This is a genomic window from Amycolatopsis sp. NPDC114484 (genome assembly GCF_055633755.1).
The window spans coordinates 112,903-135,681 of the sequence record NZ_JBVKDQ010000002.1; the positions used below are offsets into that span (position 1 = coordinate 112,903).

23 protein-coding genes are annotated in these 22,779 nt (G+C 70.1%); 7 read left to right on the forward strand and 16 right to left on the reverse strand.

Going from position 1 to position 22,779, the window contains the following annotated elements; genetic code table 11:
* Positions 1 to 96: 96 nt before the first annotated feature.
* Together ACZ7SW_RS06365 and ACZ7SW_RS06370 are read left to right on the forward strand one after the other, a co-directional pair.
* Positions 97 to 1,008 (forward strand): pyridoxamine 5'-phosphate oxidase family protein, encoded by a 912-nt coding sequence (locus ACZ7SW_RS06365; RefSeq protein ID WP_470229353.1) that lies wholly within the window; start codon positions 97 to 99, stop codon positions 1,006 to 1,008.
* Between the two features lie 12 nt (positions 1,009 to 1,020).
* Complete coding sequence (locus ACZ7SW_RS06370) at positions 1,021 to 1,482, forward strand: nuclear transport factor 2 family protein (protein ID WP_470229354.1); 462 nt, start codon at positions 1,021 to 1,023, stop codon at positions 1,480 to 1,482.
* A gap of 103 nt (positions 1,483 to 1,585) precedes the next feature.
* On the opposite strand, the gene ACZ7SW_RS06375 is transcribed toward ACZ7SW_RS06370, so the two are convergent.
* On the reverse strand, positions 1,586 to 2,977 hold the full coding sequence (locus ACZ7SW_RS06375) for an amino acid permease (protein ID WP_470229355.1): 1,392 nt from the start codon (positions 2,975 to 2,977) through the stop codon (positions 1,586 to 1,588).
* Between the two features lie 335 nt (positions 2,978 to 3,312).
* Between ACZ7SW_RS06375 and ACZ7SW_RS06380 the strand changes: the two genes are divergently transcribed.
* The 5 genes from ACZ7SW_RS06380 to ACZ7SW_RS06400 all read left to right on the forward strand — a co-directional run bounded on the left by ACZ7SW_RS06380 (position 3,313) and on the right by ACZ7SW_RS06400 (position 9,310).
* Positions 3,313 to 5,352, forward strand: coding sequence for an MDR family MFS transporter (locus ACZ7SW_RS06380; RefSeq protein WP_470229356.1), 2,040 nt, complete (start codon positions 3,313 to 3,315; stop codon positions 5,350 to 5,352).
* 135 nt (positions 5,353 to 5,487) lie between these two features.
* Positions 5,488 to 7,053: a hypothetical protein gene (locus tag ACZ7SW_RS06385; RefSeq protein WP_470229357.1), complete on the forward strand. Its 1,566-nt coding sequence runs from the start codon at positions 5,488 to 5,490 to the stop codon at positions 7,051 to 7,053.
* Positions 7,054 to 7,086: 33 nt separating this feature from the next.
* Complete coding sequence (gene ligD / locus ACZ7SW_RS06390) at positions 7,087 to 8,028, forward strand: non-homologous end-joining DNA ligase (RefSeq protein ID WP_470229358.1); 942 nt, start codon at positions 7,087 to 7,089, stop codon at positions 8,026 to 8,028.
* Between the two features lie 77 nt (positions 8,029 to 8,105).
* The gene (locus ACZ7SW_RS06395; protein ID WP_470229359.1) at positions 8,106 to 8,456 is read left to right on the forward strand and encodes a hypothetical protein; all 351 of its coding nucleotides are present in this window, start codon (positions 8,106 to 8,108) and stop codon (positions 8,454 to 8,456) included.
* A 77-nt stretch (positions 8,457 to 8,533) separates the two neighbouring features.
* Complete coding sequence (locus ACZ7SW_RS06400) at positions 8,534 to 9,310, forward strand: SDR family oxidoreductase (protein ID WP_470229360.1); 777 nt, start codon at positions 8,534 to 8,536, stop codon at positions 9,308 to 9,310.
* Here the strand turns inward: ACZ7SW_RS06400 and ACZ7SW_RS06405 are convergent.
* The 15 genes from ACZ7SW_RS06405 to ACZ7SW_RS06475 form a co-directional block, all read right to left on the reverse strand.
* Entirely contained in the window at positions 9,307 to 9,786 is a 480-nt protein-coding gene (locus tag ACZ7SW_RS06405) for an SRPBCC family protein (RefSeq protein ID WP_470229361.1), read from the reverse strand. The genes ACZ7SW_RS06400 and ACZ7SW_RS06405 overlap by 4 nt on opposite strands.
* Before the next feature lie 40 nt (positions 9,787 to 9,826).
* The gene (locus ACZ7SW_RS06410; protein ID WP_470229362.1) at positions 9,827 to 10,030 is read right to left on the reverse strand and encodes a DUF6186 family protein; all 204 of its coding nucleotides are present in this window, start codon (positions 10,028 to 10,030) and stop codon (positions 9,827 to 9,829) included.
* On the reverse strand, positions 10,027 to 10,620 hold the full coding sequence (locus ACZ7SW_RS06415) for a hypothetical protein (RefSeq protein ID WP_470229363.1): 594 nt from the start codon (positions 10,618 to 10,620) through the stop codon (positions 10,027 to 10,029). Before ACZ7SW_RS06415 ends, ACZ7SW_RS06410 begins: the two co-directional genes overlap by 4 nt.
* 281 nt (positions 10,621 to 10,901) lie before the next feature.
* Positions 10,902 to 11,306: a hypothetical protein gene (locus ACZ7SW_RS06420; protein ID WP_470229364.1), complete on the reverse strand. Its 405-nt coding sequence runs from the start codon at positions 11,304 to 11,306 to the stop codon at positions 10,902 to 10,904.
* Between the two features lie 291 nt (positions 11,307 to 11,597).
* Positions 11,598 to 12,089, reverse strand: a complete 492-nt coding sequence (locus ACZ7SW_RS06425) for a hypothetical protein (protein WP_470229365.1) — start codon at positions 12,087 to 12,089, stop codon at positions 11,598 to 11,600.
* A 44-nt stretch (positions 12,090 to 12,133) separates the two neighbouring features.
* A complete protein-coding gene (locus tag ACZ7SW_RS06430; RefSeq protein ID WP_470229366.1) occupies positions 12,134 to 13,099 on the reverse strand; it encodes a cobalamin-binding protein in 966 nt (321 codons plus the stop codon).
* Positions 13,100 to 13,113: 14 nt separating this feature from the next.
* Positions 13,114 to 14,214 carry a serine hydrolase domain-containing protein gene (locus tag ACZ7SW_RS06435; protein WP_470229367.1) on the reverse strand — a complete coding sequence of 367 codons (1,101 nt, stop codon included), beginning with the start codon at positions 14,212 to 14,214 and terminating at the stop codon, positions 13,114 to 13,116.
* A gap of 10 nt (positions 14,215 to 14,224) precedes the next feature.
* Positions 14,225 to 15,790 carry an ABC transporter ATP-binding protein gene (locus ACZ7SW_RS06440; protein ID WP_470229368.1) on the reverse strand — a complete coding sequence of 522 codons (1,566 nt, stop codon included), beginning with the start codon at positions 15,788 to 15,790 and terminating at the stop codon, positions 14,225 to 14,227.
* Positions 15,787 to 16,683 carry an ABC transporter permease gene (locus tag ACZ7SW_RS06445; protein WP_470229369.1) on the reverse strand — a complete coding sequence of 299 codons (897 nt, stop codon included), beginning with the start codon at positions 16,681 to 16,683 and terminating at the stop codon, positions 15,787 to 15,789. Before ACZ7SW_RS06445 ends, ACZ7SW_RS06440 begins: the two co-directional genes overlap by 4 nt.
* A complete protein-coding gene (locus ACZ7SW_RS06450; protein WP_470229370.1) occupies positions 16,680 to 17,636 on the reverse strand; it encodes an ABC transporter permease in 957 nt (318 codons plus the stop codon). Before ACZ7SW_RS06450 ends, ACZ7SW_RS06445 begins: the two co-directional genes overlap by 4 nt.
* Complete coding sequence (locus ACZ7SW_RS06455) at positions 17,633 to 19,225, reverse strand: ABC transporter substrate-binding protein (protein WP_470229371.1); 1,593 nt, start codon at positions 19,223 to 19,225, stop codon at positions 17,633 to 17,635. The genes ACZ7SW_RS06450 and ACZ7SW_RS06455 overlap by 4 nt, the downstream gene beginning before the upstream one ends.
* Before the next feature lie 80 nt (positions 19,226 to 19,305).
* Positions 19,306 to 19,731, reverse strand: coding sequence for a thioesterase family protein (locus ACZ7SW_RS06460; protein ID WP_470229372.1), 426 nt, complete (start codon positions 19,729 to 19,731; stop codon positions 19,306 to 19,308).
* On the reverse strand, positions 19,724 to 20,665 hold the full coding sequence (locus ACZ7SW_RS06465; RefSeq protein WP_470229373.1) for a 3-hydroxyacyl-CoA dehydrogenase NAD-binding domain-containing protein: 942 nt from the start codon (positions 20,663 to 20,665) through the stop codon (positions 19,724 to 19,726). The genes ACZ7SW_RS06460 and ACZ7SW_RS06465 overlap by 8 nt, the downstream gene beginning before the upstream one ends.
* Positions 20,658 to 21,551, reverse strand: coding sequence for a beta-keto acid cleavage family enzyme (locus ACZ7SW_RS06470; RefSeq protein ID WP_470229374.1), 894 nt, complete (start codon positions 21,549 to 21,551; stop codon positions 20,658 to 20,660). Before ACZ7SW_RS06470 ends, ACZ7SW_RS06465 begins: the two co-directional genes overlap by 8 nt.
* The gene (locus tag ACZ7SW_RS06475; RefSeq protein WP_470229375.1) at positions 21,551 to 22,411 is read right to left on the reverse strand and encodes a TetR/AcrR family transcriptional regulator; all 861 of its coding nucleotides are present in this window, start codon (positions 22,409 to 22,411) and stop codon (positions 21,551 to 21,553) included. The genes ACZ7SW_RS06470 and ACZ7SW_RS06475 overlap by 1 nt, the downstream gene beginning before the upstream one ends.
* Positions 22,412 to 22,779 lie beyond the last annotated feature (368 nt).

Below are 22,779 nucleotides of genomic sequence, written 5' to 3' on the forward strand. Positions count from 1 at the left end.
ACCGTATCACGGATGGGACGGGTTGCATCCGTGAGAAGCGGCTGCTACAACTTCTCACGGAACATCATGGTTTAACCCGTGAGAAAAGGAGGTGGCATGAACCCGGCGATCCAGCAGGCCTTCCACCCGGGCGAGCTGGCTGTCCAGCGCGAGGCGGGCGTCGAGCGCCAGGCCGCGCGCCTGTCCCGGATGGCCGAACCGGCCGGGATCTCCGCGGGTATGGCGGGATTCCTGGCCGAACGAACACTCCTCGTCGTGACCGGACGCGACGTTGCCGGACAGCTGTGGACGTCGCCGATCGCCGGTCCGCCCGGCTTTCTCGAAACCAGATCAGCGACCACGCTCGCGATCCGCCGCGCGCTCCCGGAAGGCGATCCGCTGCACCGGCTCCCGGCCGGGCAGAAGCTCGGCATGACGAGCATCGAGTTCGCCACGCGGCGCCGGGTCCGGATCAACGGCAGTCTCTCGACCGCGGCCGAGGACCACCTGATCGTTGACATCGAGCAGGCGTACGGCAACTGCCCGCAATACATCCAGCAGCGCGTGCTGGCTGAAGAAGCCGAGCCAGCGGCATCGGCACAAGAGCGCGCGGAACCGAGCCCGGACGACACTGAGCTGATCAAAAGGGCCGACACGTTTTTCCTCGGCACCATCAACCCCGGCCACGGCGCGGACGCGTCCCATCGCGGCGGCGCGCCCGGATTCGTCCGCGTTGCGGGAAAGACCCTGTGCTGGCCCGATTATCCCGGCAACAACCTGTTCAACAGTCTCGGCAATATCGCCGCGAACCCGGAAGCCGCGTTGCTCTTCTTCGACTTCGACACCGGCCACATCTTGCAGGTCTCCGGCACCGCCGCGATCGAGTGGGGTGAAGCGGGCCGCTCCGGCGATGACGGATTCACCGGCCGGATCGTCCGGTTCGAAGTGCGGCGCATCGTCTCCGGCCGCCCGGCGCCGCGTCAGGTCGCGCACACGCCGTACCCGCGCAATCCCCAGCTCATCAACTGAAAGGACCCTGTCATGACCGAATCGCGGCCCCCGTTCCCGCCGTTCGACCTGTCCGCCGCGCTGAAGAAGGTCCAAGCCGCCGAGGACGCCTGGAACACCCGGGATCCGGAGAGAGTCTCGCTCGCGTACACGCCTGATTCCGTGTGGCGCAACCGGGATACGCACGTCGTCGGCCGCGCCGCGATCGTCGAGTTCCTCACCGCGAAGTGGGAGCGCGAGCAGGATTACGCGCTGCGCAAAGGGCTCTGGGGGTTCCGGGAGAACCGCATCGCGGTCCGGTTCCAGTACGAGAGCCGTGACGCGGACGGGCGGTGGTGGCGCAGCTACGGCAACGAACTGTGGGAATTCGCCGAGAACGGCCTGATGAGCCGGCGCGAGGCGTCGATCAACGACCGGCGCATCGACGAGGCCGAGCGGCGCGTCTTCGGGCCGCGGCCCGAAGCGGAACACGGGGTCGATTTCCCGCTGTGGTGAAGGAATTGTGGGGAGGGAAAGAACCCGGCCGCCCCTCCGGTGGTAACGGAGGGGCGGCCGGGCCGGTGCCGCGTTCGCGGGGATGGGGGAACGCGGGCTCCGCTCAGGCGCTGGTGCGCGCCTGTCGTTTGCGGGACACCAGCCGCCAGCCGACGGCGAGCACCACGACGATCGCCGGGATCGAGTAGAACGCGATCTTCTCGGCTCCGTCGGAGAATCCCATCAGCACCACGACCAGTACGAGGAATCCGAGCGTGGCCCAGCCGGTGTAGGGCGCGCCGGGCATGCGGTAGCTCGGCCGTTCCAGTTCGCCGCGCAACGCGGCCTGGCGCATCCGCATCTGGGAGAACACCAGGGTCGCCCAGGTCGCGACGACGCCGAGCGAGGCGATCGCGGTGGCGATGTCGAACGCCTTCGAGGGCACGATGTAGTTCAGCACCACGCCGAGCACGTAGGCCACCGACGTGAAGAGAATCCCGCCGTAGGGCACGTGCCGGGAGTTCATCTTGCCGACGAACTTCGGCGCTTCGCCCTCGTCGGCGAGTGCGCGGAGGATGCGGCCGGTGGAGTACAGGCCCGAGTTGCACGAGGAGAGCGCGGCGGTGAGGACGACGGCGTTCATCACGTCGCCGATGCCGCCGATGCCCAGCCGGGAGAACACCGTGACGAACGGGCTTTCGCCGCCGTTGTAGAACGGCCACGGCATCAGCATCGCGAGCAGCAGCACCGAACCCACGTAGAAGACGCCGATCCGCCACACGACGCCGTTGATCGCCTTCGGCAGTACCTTGCGCGCGTCCTTGGTCTCGCCGGCCGCGATGCCGACGACTTCGATCGCGGAGTAGGCGAACACGACCGCCTGCAGCGTCATCAGCGCGATGCCGACGCCCGCCGGGAAGAACCCGCCGTGGTCGGTCAGGTTGTGCACGCCCGCGGTGGTGCCGCCGATGTTCGCGCCGGTGAACACGAGCCCGAGCGCGGTCACCAGGAACACGATGATCGCGAGGACCTTGACCACGGAGAACCAGAACTCCAGTTCCCCGAACAGCTTCACGCTCAGCAGGTTGACCGCCATCAGCACGCCGAGCGCGACGAGCGCGGTGATCCACTGCGGGACGTCCGGCAGCCACTTGTGCACGTAGATCGCGACCGCGGTGATCTCCGCGATCCCGGTCATCGCCCAGTTCAGCCAGTACATCCAGCCGGAGACGAACCCGGCCCACGGCCCGATGAACTCGCGGGCGTAGGTCACGAAACTGCCGGAGCTGGGCCGGTGCATGACGAGTTCGCCGAGGGCCCGCATCACGAAGTAGGCCGCGATGCCGCACAGCGCGTAGGAAAGGACCAGCGACGGTCCCGCTTCGTGGAGCCGCCCGCCCGCGCCGAGGAAGAGCCCGACCCCGATCGCCCCGCCGATCGCGATCATCTGCACCTGGCGATTGCCCAGTGCCTTGGTGTAGTTGTCGCCCTCTTTGGCGACCACTGTGGATTCCATGGTTGCGTGACGCTAGCGGTACCGGGCCGCGTGACGCAGCACACCTAGGCTGGACTTAAGGTGTGCTCCAGATCACCGTGGAGGAACCGGCCAAATCGGGCAGGGCCCGTTTGAATTCCGGAAATCGCGCCCGAGCTGCGCGGATGTCCACGGTGGACGGTCCGGCCGGAGACTTTCGGGTAATCCTGGACGTCCTCAAGGGTATTCGGCTCCCGCGCCCCGCGACAGTCACCGGAACGGGCGACGCTGCGGCCGGGCGGCTATTCCACAGTGGACCGAGGTGCTTACGTGGACGCGCCGGGAGCGGCCCCGGCACGGCGCGCGAGGAGGAGCCGATGACGGCCACGGCGGAGGAGACCCGGGAAGAGCCTGCGCCGGCGGCGCTTTCCCGGCGCAAGATCCACGCGGTGTTCGGCGCGGTCGTGCTCGGCATGCTGCTCGCCGCGCTGGACCAGACCATTGTCGGGACCGCGCTGCCCACCATCGTCGGCGACCTCGGCGGGGCCGGGCACCTGTCCTGGGTCGTGACCGCGTACCTGCTGGCCGAGACGATCATGACGGTCGTCGTCGGCAAGCTCGGCGACCTCTTCGGCCGCAAGCTGATGTTCCAGCTGTCGGTGGTCGTGTTCGGCGTGGGCTCGTTCTTCTGCGGCTTCGCCGACAGCATGACCTGGCTGATCATCTGGCGCGCGGTGCAGGGCCTCGGCGGCGGCGGGCTGATGGTCACCTCGACCGCGCTGATCGCCGACGTCGTCCCGCTGCGCGAACGCGGCAAGTACCAGGGCGCGCTCGGTTCGGTGTTCGGCGTCGTCACCGTGGCCGGGCCGATGCTGGGCGGGCTGTTCGTCGACCATCTGTCGTGGCGCTGGGCCTTCTACGTCAACATCCCGCTCGCCGTCGTGGTGCTCGCGGTCGCGGCGTCGGCGATGCCGAGCGTGCGCGCGGCGGTCAAGCCGGTGATCGACTACCTCGGCATCCTGCTGATCGGTCTCGCCGCGACCGGGCTGACGCTCGTCACGAGCTGGGGCGGGACCACGTACGCGTGGGGTTCGCCGGTGATCATCGGCATGGCCACGGGCTCGGTGGTGCTGCTGGGCGCGTTCGTCGCGGTCGAACTGCGCGCGCCGGAGCCGATGCTGCCGATGCGGCTGTTCCGGAACCCGGTGTTCACCGTCGCCGGGATCATGAGCTTCGTGGTCGGGTTCGCGATGCTCGGCGCGCTGTCCTATCTGCCCACCTACATGCAGTACGTCCAGGGCGTCTCGGCGACGACGTCCGGCGTGCGGCTGCTGCCGATGGTGCTCGCGCTGCTGGTCGCCTCGATCCTGTCCGGCACGCTGGTGAGCCGCACCGGGAAGTACAAGATCTATCCGCTCGTCGGGTCCGCGGTGATGACGGTCGGGCTGTACCTGCTGTCGCGGCTCGGCCCGCACACCGGGTTCTGGGAATCCGCCTTCTACATGGCGGTCCTCGGTCTCGGGATCGGCCTTGGCATGCAGGTGCTGACGATCGCGGTGCAGAACACGGTGGACTACAAGGATCTCGGCGTCGCGACGTCCGGGGTGACCTTCCTGCGTTCGATCGGCAGTTCGTTCGGCGCGGCCATTTTCGGCACCATTTACGCGAATCAGCTCGGCCCGAATCTGGCGAAGGCGCTCGCCGAACATCCGCTGCCGCCGGGCGTCGACCCGAAAGCCGTCCAGGTTCCGCTGGCGTTGCACAAGTTGCCCGCGACCATTTCGGAACCGGTGATCAGCGCGTACGCGGATTCGCTGCACGTCGTGTTCCTTTATGCAGCGCCGGTCGGGCTGGTCGCCTTCGTGCTCGCGTTCTTCCTCAAGGAAATGCCGTTGCGCGACACCGCCCGCGCCGCCGCGCCGGACCTCGGCGACGGATTCGCCATGCCCGAAGCGCACGAACACGACCGGGAACTCGAACGGGCGATCGCGACTTTGCTGTTCCGGGAACGCCGCAAGGCCGCGCCCGCGATCGTCGCGCGGGCGGGTTCGGAGCTGGACGTCGGCGGCCTGTGGTGCGTTCTGCAGGTCCAGCTCCGGCAGCGCGGCGGGCGACCCGCGACGCTCGAGGCGATCGGCGAGGACCACGGGGTCCCGGCGCAGGTGCTCGAACCGGCGTTCGCGCGGCTGGAACTGACCGGGCACCTGAACTACGCCCGCGACAGCTGGTCGCTCACCGAATCCGGGAAACGCGAATGGGACAAGCTCGTCCGCGCGTGGCACGACTGGATCGCCGAGCGCCTCGGCGACTGGGGCGCGGGCGACCGGTCCGAACTGGACGCCGCGATCACCCGTGTGGCGACCCGGATCCTCGACCAGGGCGCCGACCGCGCGGGCGGACGGCACGCACTCGCGTGAAACCCCGGGAAATCCGGCGCGCGGCGGGGAACCGTTGCGAAACCGGTACCGCCGGGGGAGCGGGTGCGGCGGCGCCGACGTTTCGGACAGCCCGTTAGCATCTGGTTGTCGGACACCCTCTACTGTTCCGGGATCATGTCGGTGGATGAATCTGTGCTCGCGACTTCGGACGAACCGGACGGCGCGGAAAGCGCGCGCGTTCCTGTCCGGTCCCGCCTCGCCTGGTGGCTGCCTCTGGCCGCCGCCGTGCTCGGCCTGCTCTCGTTCCTGCTCGTGCGCGGGAGCCTCACCGACGACGGGTACATCACCCTGTCCTACGCGAAGAATCTCGCGTTGCACGGGGAATGGGCGCTCGTTCCCGGCTCGGTCGCGAACTCCGCGACGTCGCCGCTCGACGTCCTGCTGCTCGGGTTCCTGACCTTCGTCACCCGGATCAGCGGCTCCGCGCACCCGGTGCTGGCGCTCGGCGCGCTCACCGTGCTGAGCAGCGCCGCGATCGGCTGGGCGTGGGCGCGGCTGACCCGCCGCTTCGGACTGTCGCCGTGGGTCGGCGTGCTCGGCCTGCTGCTGGTGATCGCCAACCCGTTCCTGCTGTCGGCCACCGGCCTCGAGGTGCTGCTGGTCCCGACCGTCCTGCTGTGGCTCGTCGTGGCCGCGCTGGAGAAGCGCCCGGTGCTGTTCGGCGCGGTCGCCGCGCTGACCGTGCTGACCCGCCTCGACCTGGTCGTGTTCGTCCTCGTGATCGCCTTCTCCACCGCGGCGATCCGGAAGAAGTTCTGGACCGCGGTCGCCACCGCGGTGATCGTGTCCGCCCCGTGGTTCCTCACGAGCTGGTTCGCGCTCGGTTCGTTCATCCCGGACACGCTGGTGATCAAGCAGGACCAGGAAGGCCTCTTCGGCGCCTGGGGCTACTTCAGCGGCCCGATGATGTACTTCCTGTACCTGCCGTTCACCGTGATGGTCGCCTTCGCCTCGGCGCTGGTCGGCGTGACCGTGCTGCTCGGCTGGCTGGCCCTGCGCTTCGCGCGCCGCTGGGACGACTTCCCGCCGCTGGCCCCGGTCGTCGCGCTCGGCGCGGGCGGCGTCATCTACTACATCGTCTACTCGACGCTCGGCGTCGGCCCGTACCACTGGTACTACGTCACCCCGATCGTCAGCACGGCTTCGTTCGCGGTCCTGATGATCGGCGTCTGGCACGCCGAAACGAAGAAGCGGCCGAAGCTCAACCGCGTCCCGCCGCTCGTCGCGCTCGGTCTGGGCGGCGCGGTCGCGCTCGCCAACGTGGGCGTGGACCTCGCGCAGGGCGTGCCGTGGCCGTCGCCGGTCATCTTCGGCAACTGGGCGAGTTCGACCGACTACGCCCGGGTCGGCAAGGAACTCGGCGCGCGGCTGCAGGGCAAGTCGGTGGCCGGGCCGGGCGAGATCGGCACGCTGGCCTACTACTGCGACTGCCAGATCCTCGACGTCTTCTCCGACCGCAGCCAGGTCACGATGATCGTGAACAAGCGGCTGGCCGAGGACGGCTTCTTCAGCAAGACGATCCTGCGGATCAACTACCACTGGTTCAAGCGGCTGCCGCTGCGGAAACCGGACTACCGGCTGCTGTACGACCCGGGTCCCGGCCACGGTCCGGACCAGTGGACGGTGCACTCCGCGGCCAAGGGCGTCGGGCATTTCACCCTCGTGCCGTTCGACCGCTGACGCACCGGGCGGTTTCCGGATACGGTCGGTTCCATGGCGAAGGGCGAGGCCGTCGAGCTCGAGGTGGGGGACCGGACGGTCCGGGTGTCCAGCCCGGACCGGGTCTACTTCCCGGCGCGCGGCGAGACGAAGCTCGATCTCGTCCGCTACTACCTGTCCGTCGGCGACGGGATCGTGCGCGCGCTGCGGGAGCGGCCGTGCATGCTGCACCGTTTCCCGTCCGGGGTGGCCGGGGAGAAGGTGCACCAGAAGCGGGTGCCGAACGGTGCGCCGCCGTGGCTGGAGACGGTGCGGGTGCAGTTCCCGCGCTACAACCGGCACGCGGACGAGCTCTGCGTGACTGAGCTGGCGCACGTGGCGTGGGCGGTGCAGATGTCCACTGTGGAGTTTCATCCGTGGAACTCGCGGCGGGCGGACACCGAGCGGCCGGACGAATGGCGGATCGACCTGGACCCGATGCCCGAATGCGGGTTCGGCACAGTGCGCCGGGTCGCGCACGTCGCCGAGGAGATCCTCGACGAGCTGGACATCCGCGGCTGGCCGAAGACCTCCGGCGGCAGCGGGATGCACATCTACGTGCGGATCGAGCCGCGCTGGGGATTCTCCGACGTCCGCCGGGCGGCGCTGGCGTTCGCCCGCGAGGTCGAGCGGCGGGTTCCGGACGAGGTCACCACCACCTGGTGGCGCAAGGACCGCGACCCCAGGAAGCTGTTCGTGGACTACAACCAGAACGCCCGGGACCACACGATCGCCAGCGCCTATTCGGTGCGCGGCGTACCCGAGGCGCTGGTGTCCACGCCGATCCGCTGGGACGAGGTCGACGACGTCGATCCGCACGACTGCACGATCGCGACCGTGCCCGCGCGGTTCGCCGAACTCGGCGATCTGCACGCGGGCATCGACGACGTGGCGTATTCGCTCGAGCCGTTGCTGGAGTGGGCCGACCGGGACGGGTTGGAGGCGGAAGACTCCTGAGCGAAGTCATTCGGGCGCCTGGCGTCATGGGGGAGCCTCCGCCTCGTCTCCCCGGGGATGGAGCGGAGGAGAGCGCGATGGACAGTGCCGGGCAGGCCGATCCGCTCGCCGTGCTTTATCGCCTGCACCACCAGTTGCGCGTGCTGTCGCCGGTGCTGACCGTCGCGCCCGGACGGCCGGAAACCAAAGCCATGCTCGACGGGCTCGCCGAGACCGTTGCCGAAGCGGCGGGCCTGCTCGCGACCGCCGAACCGGCCGCGCTGGCCGCGTTGCGCCAGGGGTTCGAGCACGCCCGCGCGGGCCGGGGCAATGAGACGACGTCCGAGCTGATCACCGCGTACGGGCGGCTGTCGGTGCTGTTGCGGAAAGACCAGCCGCGCCGGGACAGCGCGGACGAGCCGACCGTGCGGTGGCGTTCGAGGTTTTGACCCGCACAGCGCCCGGCGTGCCAGGATGGCGGACGAGAGCCGGCTGAGCCCGGGCGGTGCGGCAGCGGGAGGACCACGTGGCCGAGCAGATCCTCGTCACCGGCGGGACCGGACAGCTGGGCCGGGTGGTCGTGGAACGGCTCCGGGCCGCGGAGGCGCCGGTGCGGGCGTTGAGCCGGCGGCGGCGATCCAGCGAAGGCGTCGAATGGGCGGCCGGCGACCTGCGCACGGGCCGGGGCATCGACGTCGCGGTCGCCGGGGTCGGCACCGTGCTCCATTGCGCGACGGACTACCGCCGCGAGGTCGAGACGGTCCGGACGCTCGTCGAGGCCGCGCGGTGGAGCGGGCAGACGCCGCATCTGGTGTACGTCTCGATCGTCGGCGTGGACACCATCCCGATGGGCTATTACCAGGCGAAACTGGCGGCCGAGAAGGTGATCGCGGATTCCGGGATGCCGCACACGATTCTGCGGGCGACGCAGTTCCACTCGCTGGTGCGGACGATCCTCGCCGGCGCCGCGCGGCTGCCGGTCGTGCCGGTGCCGAAGTTCCGCTTCCAGCCCGTCGACGTGCGCGACGTCGCGGCGCGGCTGCTCGAGCTGGCGCGGGGCGAACCGCGGGGCCGGGTCGCGGATTTCGGCGGGCCGCAGGTGCGGACGACGGCGGATCTCGCGCATGCCCTGCTCGCCGCGTCCGGGAAGGGCAAACGGCTCGTTTCGGTGCCGGTGCCGGGGCGGATCGGCCGGGGTTATGCGGCCGGTGCGAATCTGGCCCCGGAACACGCCGACGGCGTGGTCACCTTTGAGCAGTATCTGGCGGAGCAGGGCAAGCCGACCGCGTTGCGGTACCGCTAGCCGGCGGCGCGGCGGCGGACGGTGCGCTCCAGGATGCCTAGGGTCGCCTTGAGCGCGGACTCGGGGACGACCGGGAATGTGAGGCGCTCCTTCCACTCCTCGGTGAGTTCCGACCAGTCGTAGTAGGACGTGACGCGCGTGCCGCCGTCGGCGGGTTCGAGCCGGTAGCCGTAGATGTGGCGGACGTGCGGGCGGAGGCTGCCCTCGACGGTCCAGGCGATCTCCTCGTCCGGGACGAGTTTCGTGATGATGACCTCGACGTCGTATTTGCCGATGGGCCGGTCGCCTAGCGCTTCCCGGTCCATGTGGACCACAAACCGGTCTCCGGCCTGGGTGACCGGTTCGCCTTCGGCGCCCATGAGCATTCCGGAGGCGTCGATGTCGACGTGGCCCTGCGGATCGGCCAGGACCGCGAAGACGGCGCTGGCGGGGGCGGGGATCAGCCGCGAGACTTCGAGGCGTTCGGTGGTGGTCATGTCATCGACTATAGCAGAAATAATCGATGATTCTCCGGGCTCAGCTCTGGACGAAGAAATGCCAGCCGACCCACCACCACGCCAGCACGAGCGCGATCCGGGTCGATCGCTTGCGCATCAGCGCGGAGAGAACGCTGGTCAGCGGTGGGATCTTCTTCGGGAACAGGTGGCTGCCCAGCCACAGCAGGACGGCGGCGGCCACGATCGCGCCGAAGCCGATTTCGGTGATCAGCCTGCTGCTCATGCCGTTCTCCTCGCCGCGGCGGCCGCGCGCAGCATCGCCAGCCCGGCGGCGACCCAGACGCCGAGCGCGAGAGCCTGCACGACGCGGTTGCCGAGCATCGGGTCGACGAGGTCGCTCATCGTGGGGTGCGTGAGCGAGAGGCCGCCCGCGGCTTGTTCGTAGACGAAGGAGACGAGTTCCCAGAGGCACCAGGAGATCGCCAGCGCGACCCACAACCAGCCGCGGCGCGGGACCGGTTGTGGTGGGAGCGAGGGGTCCCGCCATTCCACGACCAGCGCGCCGACGCCGATCGTGGCGACGGTGAGGAACATCGGCACGGTCTGTCGGCCGAAGACCAGTGCTACGAGCGCGACGGCGGCGATCAGGGAGGTTCCGGGGAGCCGGGTGGTCGGTGCCAGGAGGGCGTCCGGGGCGGAGCTGTGGCGTTCGGTGAAGATCAGGAGGATCGCGGCGGCGAAGAAGATGACGCCGTCGGCGGGGGCGCCGCGGATCCAGTGGGCGAGGGAGGCGATGAGGAGGGCGGCGATCGGAAGATCGACGGCCGGCCGAGGAGCCGGGTAGTCCGCCGCGTGCCGTTCGGGAGAGCTCATGCGACGCACCCCATTCCGTGCCGGTCCTGCTTGGAGGACAACAAGAAAGGGGGCGGCTGGCTTCCCGGATGGGCGATCTTTTCGGGACTTGTGCGTGGCGAGGCCGGGAAGAACCGGCATCGCCACCCACAACGCCCACGCCCCGCCGCGTGCTTCGGCTCGGGAACGCCGACGGCAGCGCGCGGCTGGTTGGCGAACGCTTCGTGCCCGAGCGACCAGTATGCGGCGGAAGCGGATGTTCGCACCGGCCCGCCCGTGCTCCTGTCGAGCTGGGCGGGGGCTCACGCCCCGTCGTCGGGTGGGTTGTCCGGCCTGCCTCGGGCTGGTGCGCGCCGACGCGCCCGCCGCCGGTGCAGCCGCATGCCGCCGTAGCCCGCCAGCCCGGCCAAGGACATGCCTCCGGCGACGACCCGGGCGACCGGGCTTCCCGCGAGGCCGCCGATCAGCGGGCCTAACGCACCGGTGACCGCGACTGCGATGCCTACGACAGCGATCAGCACCAGGGAGAGCGCGATCAGGGCGTCTCGCCGGATCTTGCCGTCGCGGACCCAGCCGTCGATGACTGCCCATGGTGCGGCTGCGCTATCGCGGCCGCTCCCGGCAGGCGCGCGGCGGCGCGGTCCGGCGGCAGAGTGGTTTTCCTGGTTGACGTCGAGCCGGTGCGCCCGATCTTCGCGGGCGGTCATGCTCGTTGCTGGCGCGAGGTCCGCCGCCCGCGAGCGCGCATCGCCCGGCAGCGAACTCCGGCGCTCCGGTTCCCAGCTGGTTGCTTCGTCGCCGGGACTCCGTCATGAAAACCCGGCTGTGCGCTCTTCACCATGTCCGGCCGAGGCTCCTTCCTGGGCGGGCGGGGTCCCTGGTCGCGGCAGGCACTCCGCCACTCTCACGCCGGGCACGCGAAATCCCGACCTTGGAGTAAGCGGCCCCGGGGAGCATCATTACGCCGGTTTGCCGGCGGCGTTTCGTTCTGACGAAACTCAGCCTTTCTTCCGGCGAGGCCCCGCCGGAAGATGCGCCCAGTCGATCGACCGGTCCATCCTGGCGAGCGCGGCGAGCGTCAGCGACAGCTGGGCGGCGAGTTCCTGGTGGAGCACCCACTCGCCGGTCCGGCCACGCGCCTCCGCGCCGACTAGCTGGAGGTGGAGGGCCTGGAGGTGGTCGATCCACTCCGCCACGTGCCTCGGCGGGCGGACCTCCCGCACCGTCCGGGTGCGCTCGCGGGCAATGACCTCCCGCACCACGGCCGGTCCGGGCGGGTCCTGGCCGAGCTGCGCGGCCGCCTTCCGCAGTGCCCACGCCTTCTGTCGGCACGCCGCCGAGCAGTACCTAGGGGGCCGTCCAGTCCCGGCCACTTCGACGGCTGCTCCGCAGCAACGGCATTCCGTGCTGAGCAGTCGCTCGCGAGGCACCGGAGCGCCCTGGCCCGCTGCGGGCTCGTCCTCGTCGTGACCGTCCGGCTCTGCGGTCATTGATCCCTCCCTCGGCAAGCAGGTTCATCGCCTGCTCCGTCCGCTTACCCGAACTTACGGCCGAAGGGGGGTGGCACCGCTAGGTGACAGTTGGTGACATTCGATGACATCCGCCGGGCTTCCGCGGAGCTGATCGGGGGATCAGCCGGAATGCCGTGCAGCACCGTCGCGAGGATCTCCGCGCCGCGTACTGCTCGCGGACCGGGGCGGTTGAAGTACGCCGGGCCGTCGAGGAGCCAGACGCGGCCGTTCCGGACCGCGGGCAGGGCGGTCCAGCCTGGCCGCGAGGTGAGGACGTCGAGTTCGGCCTCGGTGCGGTCCGGCGAGAAGCCGCAGGGGAGGAGGAGCAGGAAGTCCGGGCGGGCGGCGACCACGGCGTCCCACGTCATCGGTCTGGTGTGCTCGCCCGCTCCGGCCAGCAGCGGCGTGCCGCCCGCGGCCGTGATCTGCTCGGGCACCCAGTGTCCGGCGGGCCAGAGCGGGTCGAGCCATTCCAGGGCGACGACCCGCGGCCGGGGGAGTCCGGCGGCTTGGCGACGGACCGCGGCGAGCCGTGTGCGGAGTTCGGCTGTTCGGGCAGCGGCGACATCCGGGACGCCCAGCGCGTCGCCCAGGGTGGTCAGGCAGCCAAGGATCTCGCCCAAGGTGCGCGGTTCGAGGCTGAGCACGCGTGGTCCGGCGTCGAGCATCCGTACCGCCGCCGCGACGCGGGTGTAGGACACCGCGCAGACCTCGCACAAGTCTTGCGTGAGCACGAGGTCTGGCGCGAGAGCGGCCAATTGCTCCAGATCGACCGAGTACAGCGACGATCCTTGGTGGGACGCGCCGACCGCGGTGGAGATTTCGCGGCTGGTCAGGGTGTCGGAGTCGAGGTCCGCGGCGGTCACCACCGGCACGGACGCGACCTCGGCGGGCCAGTCGCATTCGTGGGTGCGGCCGACGAGGTCGCCCGCCTTGCCGAGGACGGCGACCAGGTCGGTGGCGGCGGGCAACAGGGACACGATCCGCATGCGCCCACGGTAGGTCAGGCGGCCTCGTGCAGCGCCGCCAGCAGCGAGGAAGCCCGGTGGTCGACGTCTTCGGCCTGGAGTTCGTTCGTCACGAAGGAGAACGACAGACCCCGGGCCGGCCACGCGCCGTGGCGGCCGCCGCCGGCGCCGGAATGGCCGAAGGCGGCGGGATCGGCGTCGGCGGGGCCGTAGGTGCCGATCGGGTCGGCCAGCTCGAAGCCGAGGCCGAAGCGCAGCGGGCGGTCGTTGATCGCGTCGATGCCTTCGGACCAGGTGCGGGTGGCCTGGGCGAGGATGTCCTCCGGGACGAGCTTGCCCGACGACAACAGGTCATAGAGGCGGGCCATCGCGGTCGCGGTGCCGACTGCTCCGCCTGCCGCGAGCGTCGCGCCGCGGTACTCCGGCGAGTTCATCGAGTCGCCGGAGTCGAGCAGGCCGCGGTACATCCGCTCGACGATCCGGCGGCGTTCCTCGTCCTGGAGGAACGTGCTGATCCGGTAGCCGGGCGCGCGCCGCAGGGTCGCGACCGGGAGCGTCGGCGGGGAGCCCAGCCGCAGGTCGAGGCCGTGCGGCTCGGCGAGGAGGTCGCGGACGAGGGCGCCGAGGTCCTCGCCGGTCACGCGCCGGGCCAGCTCGGTGGCGAGGTAGCCGTAGGTCAGCGCGTGGTAGGCGACCTTCGTGCCGGGAGTCCACAATGGACGCTGGGCGGCGAGGGCGTCCGCGTTCGCCGCGTTGTCCAGCATGGGCAGGTCGGGCTCGACGTAGGGCAGCCCGACGGTGTGCGACAGCACCTGCGAGACCGGCACGTTTTCCTTGCCCGCCGCCGCGAACTCCGGCCAATAGCGGGCGACGCGTTCGTCCGGGTCGAGCTTCCCCTGCGCGGTCAGGATCGCCAGGACGGTCGCGACGACGCCTTTGGTGCCGCTGAACAGCACGGCGCGGGTGTCCTCGGTCCACGGCACGCCGTCCGCCGCCGAGCCACCCCACAGCTCCACCACTGGAGCGCCGTCGCGGAACACGCTGAACGCGGCTCCGCCGGTGGTCGCTTCGATGATGTCGCCGAACGCTTCCCGCACGCCCTCGTAACCGGGCTCTACTGCCCCGTGAACAGTCATTGTCGGCTCCTCACAGCCTCGGCGTCGTAGCGAGAAGTTCGCTGGTGTACTCGTGCGACGGGGAGCGCAGCACCGATTCGACGGTGCCCTCCTCGACGATCTCGCCGCCGCGCAGGACCGCGATCCGGTCGGCCACCTCCGGGGCGAGGGCGATGTTGTGTGTCACGAACAGCATCGCCATGCCGAGTTCGCGGCGCAGTTCGCCGAGCAGTTCCACGATGGTGGCCTGCACCGAGACGTCCAACGCTGAGGTGATCTCGTCGCACACGAGGACGTCCGGCGTGGTGACGAGCGCGCGGGCGATCGCGGCGCGTTGCCGTTCGCCGCCGCTGAGCTGGTCGGGCAGCCGGTTCGCGAGGTCCTGCCGCAGGCGGACCCGGTCCAAGGTCTCGGCGACGCGCTTCCGGCGCTCAGCGCGGGAGAGGGAAGTCAAGCGCACCAACGGAACCTCGATCGACTGCGCGATCGTCTTGCGCGGGTTCAGCGACGAGAACGGGCTCTGGAAGACGTACTGGATCCGCCGGAGCTCGTCAGTGCTGCGCTGCCGGGCGGCCGGGGCGAGCGGAGTGCCTTCGAGCGCGACGGTGCCGGTGAAGCCGCGGTTGAGTCCGGCAATGCACTGCGACAGCGTGGTTTTGCCAGAGCCGGATTCGCCGAGCAGCATCACGCTTTCCCCGCGTGTCACGGCGAGATCGATGCCGCGCAGCACCTTCTGCTGCCCGTAGGACAGCCGGATGTCGCGTGCGGCGAGCACTGCGTCGTCCGGCGGGGGAGCGGCGGCGGGCTCCGCGCCGAGGTCGGGCACTGCCGCGAGAAGCCGCTTCGTGTACGCGTGCTTCGGCCGCCGCAACACCTCGTCAGCGACGCCGCATTCGACCAGATCTCCCTGATACATCACGGCGACCCGGTCCGCGAGCTGCGCCACCACGGCGAGGTCGTGCGTGATGTAGAGCGCCGCGACACCGTGCTCGGAGGTCAGCTGCCGGACGGTTTCCAGCACCAGCGCCTGGGTCTTCACGTCGAGCCCGGTTGTCGGCTCGTCCAGCACGACCACGCTCGGGCGGCACGCGAAGGCCATCGCGATGCCGACCCGCTGCTGCTGGCCGCCGGACAGCTGATGCGGGTATCGCCGCTGGTAGGCCGCGTCGGAAGGCAGCCCGACCTCCGCGAGCACCTCGGCCACCCGGTCCTCGGCGGACCCCGGATACCCGTGTGTTTCCAGCACTTCGGCGATCTGCCGCCCGACCCGCAACGCCGGGTTCAGCGACAAAGCCGGGTCCTGCGGGATATACGCGACGGCGCTGCCGCGCAACTCGCGGCGCGCGGCGTCGTCGAGCGTCAGCACGTCGACCGGTTCGCCGTCGCGCGGGTGCAGCACCACTTTGCCGCCGCCGGACACCAGGCCGCGGCGGAAATGGCCGAGCGCGGCCAATCCGGCGGTTGTCTTGCCGGAGCCGGATTCTCCGACGAGCGCGAGGACCTCGCCGGGCGCGATCTCGTAGGACACCGAATGCAGCACCGGACGGCCCGCCGCGGTGCGCACGGCCAGTCCAGTCACTTCCAGAGCGGTCGTCATGCTCGTGCCTCCCGGGTCCGCCCGGCCGCGGCCGAGGCGAGCGAATCGGCGACGAGGTTCGTGCCGACGGCCAGCACCGCGATCGCGACGACCGGGAGCAGCACGCCCCACGGCTGCACGACGAGCGCGATCCGGTTCTCGTTGATCATCAGGCCCCAGTCCGCGGCGGGCGGCTGGATGCCGAGGCCGAGGAACGACAGCGAGGCGATGTAGCCGATCGAGTAGGTCAGCCGCAGGCCCAGCTCCACCATCAGCGGGCCGGTGATGTTCGGCAGGATCTCGCGCAGCAGGATCCGGCCGCGCGGGACGGCGTACATCTCGGCGGCGCGGATGTAGTCGTGGTTGCGCACCGACACGGTGGCCTGCCGGGCGACCCGTGCCGTCCGCGGCGCGTGCGTCAGCCCGATGACCAGCACCAGCAACCAGCCCTTCGGGCCGATCACCGCGATCGCCAGCAACGCGATGACCAGCTGCGGGAACGACAGCAGCACGTCGTTGCCGCGCATCAGCAGGCTGTCCAGCCAGCCTCCGCCGTATCCGGCGATCATGCCGAGCAGCGCGCCGAGCACGATGCCGAGCGCGGTGGCGAGCACGGCGTACAGCAGCAGCGTGGTGCCGCCCGCCAGGAAACGGGTGAGGACGTCGCGGCCGAGACCGTCGGTGCCCATCAGACCGTCGGGTTTGAACGGCTTCCCGGCGAAATCCGTGGTGGTGTGCCCGGTGAGCACCGGGCCGAGCCACGGGCCGAGCAGCGCCACGAGGATCACGACCCCGGCCAGCACGGTGCCGACCTTGGCCTGCGGGAACGCCCAGGCGGTGCGGATCAGCCCGGCCGCGCGCGGCGGCGTTTCCGGGACGGCGGGCACCACCTGTTCTTCTTCGACCGCGGTCATCGCACTGTCTCCGTCCGGAGCTTGGGATCGGCGAGGATGCCGATCACGTCGGCCAGCAGGTTCACCACGATGTAGACCGCGGCGATCAGCAGCGTCACCGCCTGGACCACGGCGACGTCGCGTTTGCCGACCGCGTCGATCAGTGCCTGGCCGACGCCGGGGTAGCGGAACAGGAATTCGACCACCACGACGCCGCCGGCCAGCCACGCCAGCTGGATCGCGACGACCTGCGCGACCGGGCCGACCGCGTGCGGCAGGGCGTGCCGCAGCAGCACCGTCCGCTCGCGCATTCCCTTGAGCCGCGCCATTTCCACGTAACCGGAGTCGAGGACTTCGTTCATCGTCGCGCGCATCATCCGCGTGATGTACGGCGTCACGACGAGCACGAGGGTGAGCACCGGCAGGACGAGCTGACTCGGTTGCGCCCATACCGCCTCGCCCGGCGGCGTGAGCGTGACCGAAGGCAGGACGCGGAACACCGTGGTCGCGAAGAGGACGATGAGCGCCACGCCGATGACGAACTCCGGCAGCGCGGCGATCACCAGGCTGACCCCGGACACCACCTGGTCGCTGGCCCGGCCGCGGCGCATCGCGCTCCACGTGCCGAGCGCGAGCCCGAGCGGCGTGGCGATCACCGCGGCGAGCACGAGCAGCACGAGCGAGGCCGACACCCGGTCCGCCAGCAGCGTGGTGACCGGGCCCTGGGTCGAGGTCGAGGTGCCGAGGTCGCCGGTGAACAGGCCGCCGAGCCACGAGAGGTAGCGCTGCCAGACCGGTTCGTCGAGGTGCAGCTGGTGCTGCAGCGCGGCGATCCGCTCGGGTGTCGCCTGCTGGCCGAGGATGGCCCGCGCCGGATCGCCCGGCAGCAGCAGCGTCGCGACGAACACCAGCAGCGTGACCAGCCACAGCACCACGAGACTGACGAGAAGCCGTTTGAGGATCAGCCGGGTCATGCCGCGCCGCCTTCCGCCGTGCCGAGCCAGACCTGGCGGAACTGGTAGCCCGACAGCGAGATCCCGGTCCGGTCCGGCACGAATCCGGCCACATAGGACTGATAGGCGTCGACCTGGTCCACGAAGCCCCAGACGATCAGCCCGCCGCGTTCGTACTCGATCTGCTGGGCCTTTTGGAGCAGCGCGGTGCGCTCTTTAGGATCCACCGTGGCGCTCGCCCGCGTGACGAGGCCGGCGAATTCCGGGTCTTTCCAATGGGTTTCGTTGTACGGCGCTTTCGGCAGCGAACCGGACGCGACCTGTGGCAAGTAGTTGCGCGTGTACCAGAAGTCCTGCGCGAAGTCCCAGGACAGGTAGTTCTCGCCATAGAACGTGGTGGTGTCGATCTTCCGGATCCGCACGTTCACGCCGGCCGCCTTGGCCTGCTGCTGGAACACCTGCGCCGCCTCGACCGCGCCGGCCTGGATCGGCGCGGTGACCAGTTCGATGTCGAGGTTCGGCTTGCCCGCTTCCGCGAGCAGCCGCTTCGCCTCGGCGATGTTCTGCTTCCGCTGCGGCAGCTGGCGGTTGTACGCCGGGTCGAAGGGCGCGTACAGGTCGTTGCCGACCCGGCCCTGCCCGCTGAGCACCTGGTTGATCATCTGCTCGCGGTCGACCACCAGGCGCAGCGCCTGGCGCACGCGGACGTCGTCGAACGGCGGCCGGTCGACCCGCATGGTGAACGGCAGCCAGGTCCCGGTTTCCGACCGCAGCACCTGGATGCGCGGGTCGCTGCGGAGCACGTCCACGAGCGCCACGGGGACCTGGTCGATGGCGTCCACCTGGGACGAGAGCAGGGCGTTGATCCGGGCGTCGTCGTCGGCGAAGTTGATGAGCGACAACCGGTCCAGGTACGGCTCGCCCGGCCGCCAGTAGTGCTCGTTGCGCACGAAGGTGCTCTGCAGCCCGGCGGTGAAGGTGTCGGCTTTGAACGGTCCGGTGCCGATCGGCCGCTTGACGTCGAAATCGGCCGGGACGATGCCGAGGCTGTACTGGCCGAGCAGATCGTCGAACCCGGAATTCGGGGCGGTGAGCCGGAATTCGACGGTCCGGTCGCCGGTGGCCACGACCTCGCCGAGCATGGTCAGCCCGGCCGCGCCGCTCTTCGGGTCCTTCGGGTCGGTGATCCGGCGGAAGGTCGCGACGACGTCGGCCGGGGTCACCGGGCGGCCGTCGTGGAAGCGGACGCCGGAGCGCAGCACGGCGGTCCAGGTGCGCGCGTCCGGCGAGGACTTCAGCGATTCGGCGACCAGCATCTGGAGCCGGTAGTCGTGATCGCGCAGCAGGAGCGGCTCGTAGAGGTTGAGCACCCGGGCGATGTCCGGGTTCGTGGCGGGGATGTGCGGGTCGAGCGTGTCGGACGCGCCTCCGCCGGTGACGCCGACGCGGAGGGTGCCGCCTCGTTTGGGCGGCCCGGAGGGCACGGCCGCGGCGACGGTGGAGCCGCAGGCGGCCAGCAGGGGAGCTGTGCCCGCGAGCGCGGCGCTGGCGAGCGCGGCGGTGAGGAATCGGCGGCGGGAAACGTTGGTCGGTTTACATCGGGCTTCCATGGGTGACTTTCGAGCGGGTGTCGTGAGCGGCAATCCCGGTGAGCACCGGGATTGCCGCTCACGACACGGTGGGGAGGGGATCAGGCGATGGCACGTCCCGCGTAGTCCGGGACCGGGGCGAGGCGGGCGTCGAGCGCGGTGGAGATTTCGGCGGGGAACGGCGTCGCGCGGCCCCCGGAAACGTGCAGGCACAACAGCTCTTCGGTGGCGACGAGTTCGCCGCCGACGCGCATTTCGTGACAGAGCCGCACCTTTTTCGTGCCGACTGACAGCACGGAGGTCGTCACTTCGAGTTCGGCGTCCGCGCCGACTTCGCGCAGGTACCGGACGTGAGCCTCCACTGTGTACAGCGACGCCCCGGTTCTCTCGCGGTAGCCGGGGCCGAGGCCGACGATGTCCATCAGCGCGGTGGTCGCGTCGCCGAAGACGAGCACGTAATAGGGCTCGGAGAGGTGGCCGTTGTAGTCGATCCACTCGGGACGGACCCGGTCGCGGTATTCAGTCACGACGGGCCTGCCCGACCGCGCGCTGGATCGCGATGACCGCCCGGTCGCGTTCGGCGATCAGGTCGGCGATCGTCCGCCCGTCCGCCTCGTCGTCGCAGCCGGCGACCACGGCGTCGCGCAGGTCCTTGGTGAGTTCGGGCGCTTCGAGCCGGGTCCACGGCGACTTCAGCGACGGTCCGAAGTGGTCCAGCATGTGCGCCATGCCGCCCTCGCCGCCGGCGAGGTGGAAGGTGAGCATCGGGCCCTGGACCGGCCAGCGCAGGCCCGGCCCGTCGGTGATCGCGAGGTCGATCTGCTCGACCGTCGCCTCGCCGTTCGCGACCATGTGCAGGGCTTCGCGCCACAGCGCTTCCTGGAGCCGGTTCGCGATGAACCCGGGCACCTCGCGGTCCATCGTGATCACGGACTTGCCGACGTGCCGGTAGAACGCGGCGGCCCGCTCGACCGCCCACGGCGCGCTGAGCTTCCCGCCCGCGACCTCGACCAGCGGGATCAGGTACGGCGGGTTGAACGGATGCCCGACCACGAGCCGTTCCGGCGTCTTCGCGGCGACCTGCATTTCGGTCATGCCGTAACCGGAGGTGGAGGAGGCGATCACGACGTCGGGCGCGGTGACCGCGTCGATGTCGGCGAGCAGTTTCTGCTTGAGCGCCAGGTCTTCCGGCGCGCTTTCCTGGACGAAGCCCACGCCGTCGACGGCTTCCGCGAGCGTCGCGGTGACGGTGAGCCGGTCCCGGCTCGCGCCCGGCTTGAGGCCCAGTTCGGTGAGTGCGGGCCACGCCGCGTTGACGAGCCGTTCGAGCTTCTCGGCGGCGTCCGGCGCGGGGTCCCAGGCCCGGACGTCGAAGCCCTGGGCGAGGAAGTGCGCGACCCAGCCGCCGCCGATGACTCCGGCTCCGATGCAGGCGACAGTGTCCACAGTGTCTTCAGGCATTGGCGCGCTCCTTCAGCCCGAGGATCTCGCGCGCCCGGTCCGGGCTGGCGATCTCCGCGCCGAGCTTCTGCACGATGTCCACCGCGCGTTCCACGAGCTGGCCGTTGGTCGCCTTGACGCCGCGCGCCAGATAGAGGTTGTCCTCCAGCCCGACCCGGACGTGCCCGCCCAGCAGCACCGACTGCGCGACCCACGGCATCTGGTCGCGCCCGATGGCGAACGACGCCCACTGCGCGCCTTCCGGCAGCAGGTGCACCATCGCCTGCAGCAGCCCGGGATCCGGCGGCGCGCCGTACGGAATGCCCATGCACAGCTGGAACAGCGGCGGCGGGTCGATCAGGCCCTCTTCGACCATTTTCGTGGCGAACCAGAGGTTGCCGGTGTCGAAGATCTCCAGTTCGGGCTTCACGCCCAGCTCCTGGATCCGCTTCGCGCCGGTGCGCAGCATGTCCGGAGTGGACACGTAAAGCTGGTTGCCCTCGCCGAAGTTGAGCGAACCGCAGTCGAGCGTGCAGATGTCCGGCAGCAGTTCTTCGACGTGCGGGAGCCGGTCGTGCGCGTTGACGAGGTCGGTGCCGTCGACCGGCTTGAGCGGGTCCTCGGCGTCGATGACGAGGTCTCCGCCCATGCCCGCGGTGAGGTTGACGACAACGTCCACACCGGACTCTTTCACCAGCCGCACAGCCTCGCGATACAGCGCGACGTCCCGTGACGGGGCTCCGGTTTCGGGTTCGCGGACGTGGATGTGCACCACGGCGGCGCCGGCGTCGGCGGCCTCGACGGCGCTCTCGGCGATCTGCGCCGGGCTGACCGGAACGTGCGGGCTCCGGCGGGTGGTGTCGCCTGCGCCGGTGAGCGCGCAGGTGACGATGACCTCGTGGTTCATCAGGCTCCTTGGACGATCGAGCGGTCGATGAAGTCGTTCAGGTGCGCGCGCATCGCGCCCACCGTGCTGCCGGGGCGCCCGGTCAGCACCTGGATGCCGAGGCCGTCGATCAGCGCGGTGAGCTGGGCGGTGGCGGCCTCGGGGTCGGCCAGGCGGAACACGCCCTGCTCCTGGCCGGTGCGGATGGTCATGAGAATGGTCTGGTACCAGCGGTCGTAGGAATCGGTGTAGAGCGAACGCAGCCGCGGGTCGAGCGCGACCTCGTTCCAGACCTGCAGCCACACCGACCATTCGGCGCGCAGCAGGCCCTCGGTGGGCAGCTGGAGTTCGACCAGCTTGAGCAGCCGGTCGTGCGCGCCGGGCACCGCGTGCAGCTCGGCGACCTGCCGGTCGAACGCGAGCTTCACGTTGCGCCGCAACGCTTCGTCGAGGACTTCGGTCTTGGTGGGGAAGTGGTAGTGGATGGCAGCGGTGCTGGTGCCGCACGCCTGGGCGATGTCGGCGATGCGGACCCGGTGGTAGCCGCGTTCGGCGATGAGCTGCCAGGCGGTTTCGAGGATCCGCCGTCTTGGCTCGGAGTGCGCGGGGTCGTCGGGGTCGCTCGCGGTCCCCGCGGCGGGGGCTGGGACGGCGGTGACGGTTTTGGCGTCGTCGCTGCCGTTGAGCAGCCAATTCACCGTGACGCCGGAGTATTCGGCTACGCGGACCAGCTCGTGCGGGGAGAAGCGGCGGGTGCCGTTGAGGGCTTTGGAGAGTTTGGTCTGGTCGAGGCCGATGGCGGCGGCGAATTCGCGTTGGGCCACGGGCATGGAGTGGATCAGCTGGCGTACCCGGTCTCTCAGCTGGTCCGTTTCGTCCATGGGCGGAGACGCTAATGCTGCGTTGCGAAAATCGCAACTCTGGTGGGGTTGGATGCGTAACGGTTCGAGTTATCTGTTTCGTGCCAAGGAGTTGCGATCCGTACTTGACTGGCGGATCAGTCGGTCAGGGTGGCCGTAGTGGTGCGGTGGGGCACCCCGAAGCTGGATTGTGCTGACGGTCGGCGGGTGCTTGTCAAGGCGGGAAAGATGCCTTGACAAGCACCCGCCGACCGCAGGGAGGCTTCGTATCGGGGTGCGGGGGAGGGGCTGGGTGCACCGCTGGGTCGGGTGCGTTTGCGGCGGTTTCGCGGGTGGCCGAAGGGCTGTGAGGGGAACCCTGAAGGAATCAGATTCCCTCAGGGTTCCCC